Consider the following 12,000-nt stretch of genomic DNA (forward strand, 5'->3'; position numbering starts at 1 on the left):
CTGATCTTATGAAGAACATTCGTTTATTATCATTTCTTAGTTTTTTTGTGCTGGCTGGTCCTGCCGACTGTGCTCAGGCACAGGTATTGGCCACCGTGGGTGGTGAAGCGATTACATACAAACAGGTTGCTGCTAAATATCCTGAGGTGGACCGCGACCTCGGGATTCTGGCGAATGCATTGAAATCATTTATCAATGAGAAAATCCTTCTTGATCAAGCGCAGAAGATGGATGTACAGAAAAATAAGAAAATCAGCGAACAGGTAAAAAATTACAGAAACCAGCTTTTGATGCAAGAAGTGTTGGATGAATATGTCGAGCGGCACCCGGTTGCGCAGCAGGACATAGAAAAGAAATATCAGGAGCTGGTGCGTGCTGCGCCGAAATGGCAGTATCGCATCCGCGAGATCATCGTGCCCAGCTACCAGAAAGCGCATGCGATGATGGATGATCTGCGCAAGGGAGCGAGCTTTTCGCAGTTGGCTGCCGGTAGCGATGGCCCTAATGCCGCGTTGGGCGGAGAATTGGGTTGGGTAAATGATACCGGGTTGGATGCCCCGATCCTCCAGCAACTCGAAAAGGCGTCCATAGGATCTGTGGTTGGTCCTATAAACTTGCCTTCTGGGTGGGGTCTAGTACAACTGCTTGGCAAAAGGAGGGCTCAGATCCTACCCCTGCAGGATGTCGAGGCCTCACTGAAAAAGCAGCTTGAAGAGCAAGAGAAGCAGGCCTATATTCAAAAACTCTGGGGCAAGTATCAGGTCCATATTTCGAGGTAGTCATGGCCAGGAAACATTGGATGTACCATATCGCAATTGCTTTGCCTTTGGTGCTGAGTGGATGCGCTTCCGAAACGCAAGTCAGTGTCCAGAGCGTCAGCCGGCTGCATTTTTCTCCTAGTACCACTGTCCAAGTCTTCTCGAAAGTCCCTGATAATCGCCCATTCATCGTTATTGCCAAGCTCGCGGCCGAAGGCCCTGCAGGAACGCCGTCATCCCAGGTGTTGGCCGCATTGGAAAAAAAGGCCGCCGCTTTGGGTGCCGATGCCATTGTGCTGCGGAATGATAGCCAGAAAACGGCTCCTGTTTTGCAATACAATCCGTCCGGTGGTACGTACAACGAGCCCAAGAGCGAGATAATACCCCGATACACAGCGAAAGCTTTGCGTTGGCTGGAAGCAAATCCGAAGCACTAATGTCGTAGCTTTTTCCACCAGCGTCCAATGGATTTTTCCTGGCCCGGGTTTTGTCTCGCCTTGTGCTCTTGGTGTAGTCTCCGGAACAGACGAAGGTGCGCCCTGGCACTACGCTCCCAGGTAAAACTGCGGGCCCGCAGAATGCCACGCTCCCGATAGGTTGTCGCAAGCTCGGTAGTAGTTATCTTGCGCATGGCTTGGGCTATGTCTTGTTCGCTAAATGGATCAACGGTAATTGCCGAACCTTCAAAGAGTTCTCTCATGGCACTGTTGTTGGACGTAATGACCGGGCAGCCACAGGCCATGGCTTCGACAACGGGTAACCCAAAAGTTTCTGATAAGGTCGCGAAAACCAGTGCAGTAGCGCCGCGATAATACGACGCCAGATCCTGTGGAGTGAGAGGGCCTTGCACGTGATTCACCAGCGGTGGCAGTTTGTCTGGACTCCAGTTATGGGCAATGATCGTCAAAGGAATCGGGCTCTTGCTGGCTTGATGAGCGGCAATGATTCGTTCGATATTTTTGATCGCGCGCCAGTGCGCGACGACATGTAAAAAGCCGACGCTCTCTTTTTTCTGTCCGTCTGGCAGATATACCGTGTGGTCGAGACCATGATGGATCACGCTGATCAGATCTTCGGGACAGCCCAGAGACTCGCATAGTTCGGCGCCGGCATAGAAACTCGGCACAATGAATGCGTCGACACTATCGATCCGCTCTCGCCACGACTGAAACTGCCGCATTACATAAGGTTGTAGCTGTAAGGCGGAATCCCGATCGGGATAGTCCCAGTCCCAATCTACAAACCAGCCTTTTGCCCCATGAAAGGTACATAGATAGGGAAGGTTGCCGTTCGCAGGAGGGGGAGGAGCGGTCCATCCCCCATAGGGATTCCATTCCAAGTCGGCTGTGCTTCGATCGCTGCCCCAGATCACTCCCAGGGCAGTGAGCTGCGGTGCGAGAAAGTCAAAATAGCGGCGGATACTTAAGGATGGCTCTATCGATTGGTCGACGTATACGCGCAGAGGCTCCAAGTCGAGTTGGCTGGAAGCTATCTGAGTCTTGGCGTCCTGTAGCTCAGTAGTGGGCTGGACGGCCATCTCTTTGATAATCTTCACTGCCTCTACATAAGAGGAGTCCTGTTGCATATTCGGGGCGTCTGCAACGATGCGGCGTACGCGTTGCCATTGCCGCCAAAGATAATAGTCATGGAAAGGGATCATAGTTGACAATACCGATCATGCAAGAAAGAAAAAAGGCCCGGCTGCTGCTATCCGTGGTTTTCATCGTGTTGTGGCCGTGGATGATATAAATCAAACTGGGTTACTGCTTCGGTACGCGAGCGATAGTAGAGTCCCAACTGTGCAAGCCGTGGAGTCTGCTGATTATGGCTGGTTTCAGAAATTGCCTCTGCCAATAACTCGACTATCGACTCTTGCGTACGTAGTGCTTGTCCCTTGGACCAGGGCCAAGACATGCTTCCCTTACGGAAGCGATAGTGAAAAAGTGGCTGCGGTAAGGTAATGGCCTGGTACCCGCGCAGACTGAATTGCAGCCAGAACAGCCAATCATCCGCCTCTCCGTTACGAATCGCCGGACGAAATCCAATGTCGCGAAGGCACGCGGTTTTTATCAGGGCCGTCATGCGGTAGTGGTTGTATACCCAGTGAAATGGCGTATGGATATTGGTATTGCCATACAGCTCGTCAGATGCGGAAAAATTTTTTCTTCTGGGAATTACGGCATCTGCATTTGCGTGCTCCACTGCCGAAAGACAGGCAGCCAGAAATTCCGGTGCGAGAAGATCATCTGAGTCAAGAAAAACTGCCCAGTGGGTAGTGCAATGGGAAAGCAGGGTATTGCGTGCAGAACAAAGCCCTAGGTTACCTTGATGCAAGCATTGCAAGTCGGGATAGCGTTCACGCAGGGCGGCGAAATGCGCGACAGATCTGGGATCGGTGCTGCCGTCGTCCAGGAGAAGAACCTGATCTGGCTTTCTGGTTTGGTTGTAGACTGAGACTAGAGCCTCATCCAGACGATCGAGATCGTTGTGATGAGGTATCAGGACAGCGATGCTTTCTTCTTCGGTAAGTGAGCGGGAGGAAGGGCGCACGCTGGAACGAGAGCGGACCGGAATGTCGCTTGTTATGTATTCTTCCAGGGAGCGAACATAGCGGTCAGGTCTGGTAATGTCCCACACGTGGAATTTGAGGCGTTCCCGTTTGGCATCTCTGGCGTCCTCCCAAAATGCTAATACCCGCAGAATTTCTTCCTGAGTGGGATAAGGACTCGACAGGATACCCTCCTGCAATTCGTTGGGGAAAAATTCGGCCATGGCCGACCCCGCGACGACAATGGGTATCACCCCGTGGGCGATCACTTCTACCGTGGTGTAGCCAAAAGTCTCCTCCGTCGATAAGTTGACGGCATAGCTCACACCGCCAAGGAGAGAAGAGAGATCCTTCCTCTCGTAGGAACCCGTGTACCTGGTTCTGTCTAACAGCTCTGGCGGCATTACCCGGAGATACCTTTCCCAAAAATTTTCATCCTTAAATGTGGAGGGACTCGTGCCGCCGATGATTGACACCTGCTGTGGCTCGTAGGCCGTGCCCATGAGCTGATTCAGGAAAAAAAGAAAGGCGTCCGCCCCCTTGCCAAACTTGAAGGTACCTACCGAAGCAAAGTGCCGCAAAGCGCCGCTCGATGGATGATGACCGATTTGCGGAAAGCGATAGGGCTCCGGTACCTTACGCCGGACCTGCTCTGCTATGCCCAGATCGTGCAGGCGACGCCCGGCTCGATCCGATGGATACACCACCGTGTCTGCCCAGTGCAGCTGACAGTATTCGCGGTTGAAGTCCTCCAGGGTGCGAATGTCGGAGGGCCAGTTCGCATCGGCATGCCATACGTCCATGCTCAGGCCATGATGGAACACCCGGATAGGGCATGGAGCCTGCCACAGGCCTGCTCGACTTTGTTCGAGTGCCGCGTGCAGCGGGGCGGTATAATCGGTGCTCTCGATCAGATCGGGGCGAAAGCGCGTGATTGCCTCCTTCAGTAGGAGTAGCAATGTCTCCGCTACGCACTGATCGTAGGAGAATCCGGGGTATTTTTCGATATTCTCTGTGCGGATCGGGATCCAGTACAGATTTGACCCCAAGCGATATTTCCATCTTTCATCCAGACTATCCAGTTCGCGCTCCCAGGCCCAGGAAAGCAAGGCAACTTCGTGTCCGGCCTGCAGCAGCGCGTCCATGGCTTGGGCTATATAGGTGGCAATACCGCCCGTTTGTTCGAGCAGCGGGCTTTCTGGTGAGACAAACAGTACTTTCATGATGATTTCTTCGCTGTGGAGCACGCCGGCTTACTGTCTGCGTAGCCGGGCACGCAAATGCCGTATGGGGGCAGTCCAACGCCAAGAGCGAGAGGAGGTCAATTCCGTGAGTTGCATGCGAACAGTATCAAACTCCGCAGTCTGGTGCTGGAACCGTGCAAGAAGATCATCGAATTCCTTTTGCAGATTTTTATTTTTGCTCAGCAGGGGAAAATAGCATTTCTGAAGCTCTTGATGGGCATTATATTCGTTTTGAAAGGCGCGATGCATTTGGGAGATCCGTTCATGTCGAGCCCGCACTTGCGGCACTGTCGATAAGATACCTTCGATATACGCCGGGGCCAAATCGCTACCCATTGGTACCTGCTCGGGATCATAGGCAAAGCGTGCAAAATCTTCGGCGTAGAGTTCCTGGATCAACTGTATTGTGCGCGCCGTCAAAAAACGGCGCTGATAGGGGAGGACCGTCTCATGAAAGTGCCCAAGAGGGGGAAAGTTACGGCCCTGCGCTGCCAGTCGTTGGGCCACTTCGTTTTGGGCCTTTGCCATATCTTCCAGAGGAAATATCGCGTCGTAGTGGGTTTGGAAGAAGTCGAGCCACAAAGACTGCGGCATCCAGTGAACATTTCGCCAGCCTTGCTGCAGGTCCCGTAGGGAGATGTCCTCCACAAAGGCTTCGAAGGCGGCGGCTACTTCGCCATCGGTCTTGGGCAGGGCCTGCGCGGCGGCACAAAGGTCATCGGGTATCTGTCCGCGCTCCTGCAGCAGAATCTTGGAAGACCAGGCAGAAAAAATGCGGGTAAAAGGATTGCGAACTAGAGCGAAGCGATATACCTGAGGATCGGAACAGGCCCGGGAGAGCGCCTGCAGATCGAAATTTTGTACGAGCGGCGCTGCTGCGCCAATCCATTGATGCACCATGAGGTCCGGACTGGCCTCCAGGCAGGCCCAATGGCTGTTGTCCTGGGGGGGGCTGAGCTCCAGTAGGGCTGCCACCCACCATTTCCAGCTGGTACAGGCGGCTTTGGGAGTTGCAAGATAATGCAGATGTAAATGGGGCAGATAAAAAGAATTGCGCGCCAGATCCCACACGTGCGGATCGGTCGCGACAAAATCCGGGCCTGAACCGGCAAGCATCACCATTTCTCCTTCTCAAAAAAAAGGGGGCTTTCGCCCCCTGTAAGCTACAAAAACAGCGATTGTTTACGGCAAGGTCACACTATTGAACTTGTTTGCCGTATTGGTACCACCCGCCAGTTGGGTCGTGAAGCTGCCATTGGCATACTTCAGGCCATAGAACCGATTACTGGTAGAATTTTCGGCATTGTAGTAATTGGCCAAGTAGGCACCGCTACCGCCCGGGAAATTGATCCAGGCGTTGGTGTTGGTGATTACGGTTGTTCCCACCTCGCCAAGTTTTTGGTTGGTCAGGAAGGCCATGCCGCCCATACCCGTCAGATTACTGGTAACCGCGTTGGAGAGAATCCCGTCCACGGTGATGGTACCGGTGTTGCTCAGCGCAAAGCTGCTACCTCCAACCTGCTGGACGTTGGCAAAGAAGAGCTGACCGGGGTAGTAGAAGTTACCGGTAGCGATATTACCGGTAGCCTGACCGGTAGTGATATTACCGGTAGCCTGAAGGGTGAAGCCACCCCACGGATAGTTGGCGATGACATTACCATTGGCTGTACCCACCGAAATGGGGCCAGTCGTGGTGGAAGATACAGTGACGTTACCATTCACTGCCAGGTTCATGTACTGCTTGGCCGTACCAGCGCTGGTCGGATCAACTGCCAAGGTTACGGTTCCGGAGGAGGCTACGTTGATGGGGATGGCCTTCTGGTAGTTGATGACTGCCGAAGTAACGCCGTTTTGGTTCACTACGTTGCCAGCAACAGTCAATGCCACCCTAGCGTCAGCAGAAGAAACATTGAAGCCGCCAACTGCGTGCGCGCCGGCATAGATATTGCCGGCAGTGACGTTAATGGTGTCCGTGCTGCTGTCACCAATGTTGCCCGCAAGGACGAGGTTGCCAGCGGCGCTCACATCAACTGTAGAGCCCGCCAGCGTGGTTCCTTGGTACAGACCGACATTGCCCTTTGCTGCCGCGGCGGTAACTGTCCCTGTCCCGATTACGCCACCGTTAGTAATGGTGACGCTGTCACCGGAGAGGTCGGTAGATGTGACATAGAGCAGGTTGCTGCCCAAGCTAACGTTACCGCCGCTCGCTGTGAGAGACACGCTGGTAAGAGGGGTATTGGAGGACGGGGCACTGGTGCCAATCAATACCGAGCCATTCAAGGTCACATTGCCCGTCGCTGCCGACATCGTAAGCGCATCAGTGCCCGTTAGAGAAATGGTGCCGGAGTTCAGTACGTCTCCCGAACTAGCGCGGAGGGTCAGGCTGCCAGCGGTGATGGTACCCGCATTGACAATGCCTGCACCCGAGCTGGCAGCGGCGGTAGCGGTAAAGGTCGCGTTGTTCGCCCCAGCGCTTATCGATCCATTGTTGACAATTTTCCCGGCCGTAGCAGTCAGATTGAAGCCAGTAGTAATGCTCATCGTACCGCTGTTGGTGATGCTGGCGGCTGAGAGACTACCAAGGGTCATTGTGCCATTGTTGGTCACGGCGCCACTGGCAGCGGTAGTGGTGAGCGTCAAATCCCCATTGTTGGTCAGGGCCCCGCCTAATGTGGCAGATACGGTAGCCGAGCCGTTGTTGACGAGGGCACCGTTGATCTGCCCGGAAGTGACATCAATGTCAGAGCCAGTCAGGTTCACGTTGCCGGCAGCGTTTACCGCGGCCGTTACGCCATTCGCAGAAAGATTGACTACAGCCGAGCTGTTGCTGACATACTGCGATCCGATGAGGGGCGCAACAGTAGTAGAGCTAGCCGTGAAGGAAAACCCAGCCACAACGCTGACGGAGCTAGCATTGGTGAGGTTTCCGCCCACATTTACATTGCCATTACCCGCTATTAGCAGGAAGCCACTAGAGTTGGACACCGTGCCATTGATGGTGACTGCACCAGTCTCCGTACCACTAGTAATCACACCGGCACTTGTGCCAGTGGTGCCCATAGTCACATTCTCGCCAATGAAACCGCCACCATTGGGCAGGGTAACGGTGGCATTGCTACCCACGACAACACCATTACCGTTGGCAACAAAAACTGCCGCGCCACCGCTTGCGTTGAGTTTCCCGTAAATCTGAGATGGATTACCCGTCTGATCTGACACCAGGACGCCAAAAGTGGTCGAGGTGGAAGTTGCGGCCGTAATGGTCAAACTAGCGGCAGAACCAACATTGAATCCCGCCTGGGCGTTGATACCGGGAGGAGCGGCAACGTGTTGGTCTGTGTAGTTCCACCCCACTGCAAGATCGTGGCACTGCTGGGGACCGTAATGGTCGCGGTAGTAGAGTCAGAAGCAGTATAGGTAACACTGTTATTACTGGAAAAACTACCAGGAAGCTGGTTGCTGGCGACACTTGGTAGCGCGGCCATGGCGGCAGGTGCCGACAGTGCCAGGGCAAGAGCTGCTACCAGTGGACTGTATTTTACAACAGATTGCTTTTTCATGCGTGATTCCTCACTAAACAAGGTAGGATGAACTGCTACTTCAAGGCCTCGAAAGGCGTCCGAACAGAACGCCCACCATGGATATCATCAGGCTACTTGCCAGCACGGCGCCGTGCCGACACTCGCGGTACCCACGGATTTCACCCTCTCGCAATTGCTCGAGAGGAAAGTCAACGCCCGCCACTGACGGGCAACAACAACGTCTAAGAAACGAGCGCAAACGTATTCCTTCGTTTGTAATCAGTTCGGCAAATATTGGCATCTCCCTTTCCATTCTGTCAAGTGCGCTGTGTCACTTTTACAACGCTCTTGCTCGGTCAACTAGATACTATGCAAGAGCGTGTCAAGGTTGGGTTCGAGGCGCGCTGTGGTGGATGTTCGCGATGGGATAGCCTGCTAGAATCCAGGCGACCACCCTGAGTGACCTAAAGATCTCATGCATAAATCGACTGCTCGCCTGTTGCTTCTCCTTGCTTCCTCTATTCTGGCCTATCTTTTCAGCTGGTACTACAACGGTTCCCTGATCCCGCTGCTCGTTATCAGTAGCGTCCTGCTGCTGGTCTTTGCGACGGTTGCCGTCTGGCCCCGGCTGCGCGAGGGCCTGCCGTGGCCGAGGGGGTACCTGCCGGTGTTCATGCTGCTGTGGTTGCTGTGGTTCTGGCTGACCCTATTCTGGAGCCATGTGCCCTACAGTAGCTGGTTCTATTTTTGGACCCTGGGCTCGGTGCCGCTGGGGTTTCTGGCTTGGGTGATGTTGTCGGAGAAGGATATCGGGGCGGTCTGGCCGTGGTTCTGGCGGGGGATTGTGGCGAGTGCCTGGATTCTGACGGGTATCGGGCTTTGGCAATACTATCATTTGCTAGGCTTGGGCACAGGCTGGCAGGGGTTGCGGCCGCAGGGGCCACTGATGGATTGCAATAGCTATGCGGCCTGGATGAATCTGCTGTTTTTTCCTCTCATCGCCCGCTACTTTGTACTCGACAGCGGCAAGGATCGGAGCTTTCTTTCCAGAAACATTCACTGGCCGGCCCTGGGTTACCTGGTGACCATTGCCGTCGTGCTGCTGGCGGACTTCAGTACCAGTAGCCGTGGCGGCCTGCTGGCGTGGTTTTGTACCTTACCCTTCGCCGTGCTGGGCTTTCGCAACCGGAAGGGGATGCTGGGACGCTGGCTGGTGATTCTGGCCCTGGTGCTCATTGCCTTTTTGCTGATGAATTATCCCAAGGGCTACGACATCCTGGGGCAACTCAATCCTCATTACATTTCTTCCAATATTGCGACGGTCTCCCGCAGTCTGATGTGGATCGCCACCTGGCACATTTTTCTGAGCCATCCCTATCTGGGTACCGGGCTGGGCAGCTATTTCCTCTTCTATCCCGCCTACCGTCTGCCGGGCGAGTTGGCGTCGGCGGGTACCTATGCCCATAACGATTTCATCGAGTTTTTGGCGGAAGGAGGGTTGATTAATCTCGGCTTTCTGCTGGCCTTTGCTGGGGCCTTGATGTATGCCCTGTATCGCTTGATTGTGCGTCCGGCGCGCCTGGGGATCAGTGAGGAAAACCGCTATTGGGCCCTGGGGCTGGTCCTGGGGGTCTTTGCCATCACCGGCCATGCCTTGGGCAATTTCATTTTCTACAATCTGCCCCTGAGCATCCTGGCGGGGATCTTTCTGGCGCAGGCGTGGCGTCTGTACCACCGGCAGGGGGATACGGCGCCCCTGCTACCGCGCCTTGGTATCAATCATCCCAAGATTGTGCAGGGAGCCATGGTGCTGGTGGTATTGCTGGCGAGCTGGTTTCTGGCCCTGGATGCGGCAGTTTATGGGCTGTTCAGTGACAATGCTTGGCTGAATTCGCTGATTGTCAATCCCAACGCGCGGGCGGTCTTTTTGATGAAGGCGGCACGCTTTCTGGAGGTGGCCCGGCCCCAGGCCACCCAGCCTTGGGTCTATATGGGCAATGCCTACCTCAACCTCGCCAGCCGGGATAGCGCCATGCCCACGGCCCAGCGGCGGGTCTTGGTGGAGGCCGCCCTGCAGCAGTACCACGCTTCGCTGATAGGGATTCCGCGGCAGGCGGGGGTCTATAACGCCATCGGTTCCGTGTATCGGCAGTACGGCAGTACCTTGTTGGGGATGACGCCGCAGGCGGCGCAGGACCGCGCGGTACTGGCCTGGCGCAAGGGCCTGGCCCTGACTCCGGAGAGTGTTAACCTACGCAGCGAAATTACCACCACGGCCTTCTTTGACCATGGCAAGGTGCAGGAGGGCATCCGCTTTTTACAGGCGGGGCTGCAGCGGCCCCTCTTTCCCGAGCCGCGGGCGTTGCTGGAGTGGGTCATCGCCCGTAATCAGTGGCAGTTGGCGCACGACCCCAAGGCGGCGGAAGAGACCTTGATCGTGAGCCTCAAGGCCTCTCCCGATTTTGCGCCGAGCATCGAACTGCTGCGACAGATTGCCCAGGCGGAGCGCTCGTAGATACGGCGTTTACGTTGCGGCCAAGCAGAAAACGGCCTACAGTATTTGTTGAACTTTTCAACAAAGGTGTCCCTGCATGGCTACAGTGAATTTTAGCGTTCCCGATGATGTAAAAGTTGCTTTCAATGCAACTTTCCGTAAGGAAAACAAAAGCGCCATCATTGCTGCCTTGATGCGGGAGGCGGTGGATCGTGCGCAGCGTAAGGATCGCGCGCGGCAAGCGGCTGCCCGCATTTTGGAGCGTCGCGAATCCGCGCCGATGCTGAGTACGGCCGAGTGCCGGGCAGTGAGGGAAAGTGACCGTCCGTGAACTGGGTCATCGATGCCAGTGTCGCACTGAAGTGGTTTTTGCGTTTTCGGGCGGAGGAAGACCACGTCTCTCAGGCCATAGCCTTGTTGGAGCAGACGCTTTCCGGTGCTGGGGAAGTGATTCAACCGCCGCACTTTACTGCGGAAATGGCCGCGGTCCTGGCGCGGGTCAAACCCGATACGGCCATCATCTTTTTGACACCCTGTACCATGCGCTGGCTTTGCTGCATCCCGAAGCGATGCTGGTAACTGCCGACCGACGATATTTTATGAAGGCGCAAAGAGAAGGAAGCATAATGTTATTGGAGAACTTCACCGCGTAATGAAAATTCCCACGCTCTCCTCACCCACGCGAATCCTTTGGCTGCCGCTCCTTGGCCTGAATTCCCCCGTAATCAGTGGCAGTTGGCGCACGACCCCAAGGCGGCGGAAGAGACCTTGATCGCGAGCCTCAAGGCTTCGCCCGACTTTGCGCCGAGCATCGAACTGCTGCGACAGATTGCCCAGGCGGAGCGCTCTTGAGCGGTTACTTCATCTCTTTGCGATAGACGGCCTTGCGGTTACCGATGCGTACAACGAGGATGCGGCGGGCGAACTGCTGGTCGAGCTTGTCCAGCTCGCGCTCGGCGGCAGGATCGAGCTCAATCCCCCAGGCCATAGCGTTTCATCACTTCTTCGAGCGATACGGTTTGGGTTTTGCCTGCGCGAATATCCATCAAGCGTTGCTCCGCTAGGTATAAATCTTCGAGCTCATCTAGATGCTCAAGGATGGCTTCGCGGGCATAGAATGTCTTGGTGCGCCCGGTGGCCTTCGCCAGCGCTTCCAATCGGCTTTCTACTTCGGCGGGCAGTCGGATAGCAAGCATGTTTTGGCTCCTGTTCTGAAAGCGATATACAAGTATATCAAGACTGGCACGGAACGACAGCGATACATGAGCCGTTAGAACTTTGGTTCCAGTTTGCGCCATGTTGATTTTCCTTTCGGAATGTGTTCCGTGGAGCTTACCTATTGATGATAACTGATTGATTCTTAATCTTAGAGATTGATATTGAATTGGTCAATTTTGCCTATAGAATGGATACCACGGCGATTCTCCGCAAGGGC

General features: G+C 54.9%; 11 protein-coding genes. 5 read left to right on the forward strand and 6 right to left on the reverse strand.

The window, feature by feature from the left end; translation table 11 throughout:
- Nucleotides 1-8 precede the first annotated feature (8 nt).
- Complete coding sequence (locus tag AC2VNM_RS02955; RefSeq protein WP_483190229.1) at nt 9-779, forward strand: peptidylprolyl isomerase; 771 nt, start codon at nt 9-11, stop codon at nt 777-779.
- A gap of 20 nt (nt 780-799) precedes the next feature.
- Complete coding sequence (locus tag AC2VNM_RS02960) at nt 800-1,195, forward strand: hypothetical protein (RefSeq protein WP_483190230.1); 396 nt, start codon at nt 800-802, stop codon at nt 1,193-1,195.
- Here the strand turns inward: AC2VNM_RS02960 and AC2VNM_RS02965 are convergent.
- The 4 genes from AC2VNM_RS02965 to AC2VNM_RS02980 form a co-directional block, all read right to left on the reverse strand.
- A complete protein-coding gene (locus tag AC2VNM_RS02965) occupies nt 1,192-2,418 on the reverse strand; it encodes a glycosyltransferase family 4 protein (protein ID WP_483190231.1) in 1,227 nt (408 codons plus the stop codon). The two genes, AC2VNM_RS02960 and AC2VNM_RS02965, sit on opposite strands and share 4 nt — an antisense overlap.
- Before the next feature lie 47 nt (nt 2,419-2,465).
- Nucleotides 2,466-4,529, reverse strand: coding sequence for a glycosyltransferase (locus AC2VNM_RS02970; RefSeq protein ID WP_483190232.1), 2,064 nt, complete (start codon nt 4,527-4,529; stop codon nt 2,466-2,468).
- Nucleotides 4,530-4,559: 30 nt separating this feature from the next.
- On the reverse strand, nt 4,560-5,666 hold the full coding sequence (locus AC2VNM_RS02975; RefSeq protein ID WP_483190233.1) for a sulfotransferase family 2 domain-containing protein: 1,107 nt from the start codon (nt 5,664-5,666) through the stop codon (nt 4,560-4,562).
- A 66-nt stretch (nt 5,667-5,732) separates the two neighbouring features.
- The gene (locus tag AC2VNM_RS02980) at nt 5,733-7,904 is read right to left on the reverse strand and encodes a beta strand repeat-containing protein (protein ID WP_486912857.1); all 2,172 of its coding nucleotides are present in this window, start codon (nt 7,902-7,904) and stop codon (nt 5,733-5,735) included.
- 642 nt (nt 7,905-8,546) lie between these two features.
- Here AC2VNM_RS02980 and AC2VNM_RS02985 point away from each other — a divergent pair.
- From AC2VNM_RS02985 to AC2VNM_RS02995, 3 genes are all read left to right on the forward strand, one after another.
- Entirely contained in the window at nt 8,547-10,586 is a 2,040-nt protein-coding gene (locus AC2VNM_RS02985; protein ID WP_486912858.1) for an O-antigen ligase family protein, read from the forward strand.
- A 76-nt stretch (nt 10,587-10,662) separates the two neighbouring features.
- On the forward strand, nt 10,663-10,896 hold the full coding sequence (locus AC2VNM_RS02990) for a hypothetical protein (RefSeq protein WP_486912859.1): 234 nt from the start codon (nt 10,663-10,665) through the stop codon (nt 10,894-10,896).
- Entirely contained in the window at nt 10,893-11,144 is a 252-nt protein-coding gene (locus tag AC2VNM_RS02995) for a PIN domain-containing protein (protein WP_486912860.1), read from the forward strand. Before AC2VNM_RS02990 ends, AC2VNM_RS02995 begins: the two co-directional genes overlap by 4 nt.
- Nucleotides 11,145-11,421: 277 nt before the next feature.
- Here AC2VNM_RS02995 and AC2VNM_RS03000 read toward each other — a convergent pair whose 3' ends face one another.
- Complete coding sequence (locus tag AC2VNM_RS03000) at nt 11,422-11,553, reverse strand: hypothetical protein (protein ID WP_486912861.1); 132 nt, start codon at nt 11,551-11,553, stop codon at nt 11,422-11,424.
- Nucleotides 11,537-11,863, reverse strand: a complete 327-nt coding sequence (gene relB, locus AC2VNM_RS03005; protein WP_486912862.1) for a type II toxin-antitoxin system RelB family antitoxin — start codon at nt 11,861-11,863, stop codon at nt 11,537-11,539. Before relB ends, AC2VNM_RS03000 begins: the two co-directional genes overlap by 17 nt.
- Nucleotides 11,864-12,000 lie beyond the last annotated feature (137 nt).

Source organism: Acidithiobacillus sp. TH-A67 (assembly GCF_057473545.1).

What these genes read in the sequence shown, in the direction of transcription:
- AC2VNM_RS02955 (WP_483190229.1), top strand. Translation starts at nt 9, where the DNA reads ATGAAGAACATTCGTTTATTATCATTTCTTAGTTTTTTTGTGCTGGCT.
- AC2VNM_RS02960 (WP_483190230.1), top strand. Translation starts at nt 800, where the DNA reads ATGTACCATATCGCAATTGCTTTGCCTTTGGTGCTGAGTGGATGCGCT.
- AC2VNM_RS02965 (WP_483190231.1), bottom strand. Translation starts at nt 2,418, where the DNA reads ATGATCCCTTTCCATGACTATTATCTTTGGCGGCAATGGCAACGCGTA.
- AC2VNM_RS02970 (WP_483190232.1), bottom strand. Translation starts at nt 4,529, where the DNA reads ATGAAAGTACTGTTTGTCTCACCAGAAAGCCCGCTGCTCGAACAAACG.
- AC2VNM_RS02975 (WP_483190233.1), bottom strand. Translation starts at nt 5,666, where the DNA reads ATGCTTGCCGGTTCAGGCCCGGATTTTGTCGCGACCGATCCGCACGTG.
- AC2VNM_RS02985 (WP_486912858.1), top strand. Translation starts at nt 8,547, where the DNA reads ATGCATAAATCGACTGCTCGCCTGTTGCTTCTCCTTGCTTCCTCTATT.
- AC2VNM_RS02990 (WP_486912859.1), top strand. Translation starts at nt 10,663, where the DNA reads ATGGCTACAGTGAATTTTAGCGTTCCCGATGATGTAAAAGTTGCTTTC.
- AC2VNM_RS03000 (WP_486912861.1), bottom strand. Translation starts at nt 11,553, where the DNA reads ATGGCCTGGGGGATTGAGCTCGATCCTGCCGCCGAGCGCGAGCTGGAC.
- relB (WP_486912862.1), bottom strand. Translation starts at nt 11,863, where the DNA reads ATGGCGCAAACTGGAACCAAAGTTCTAACGGCTCATGTATCGCTGTCG.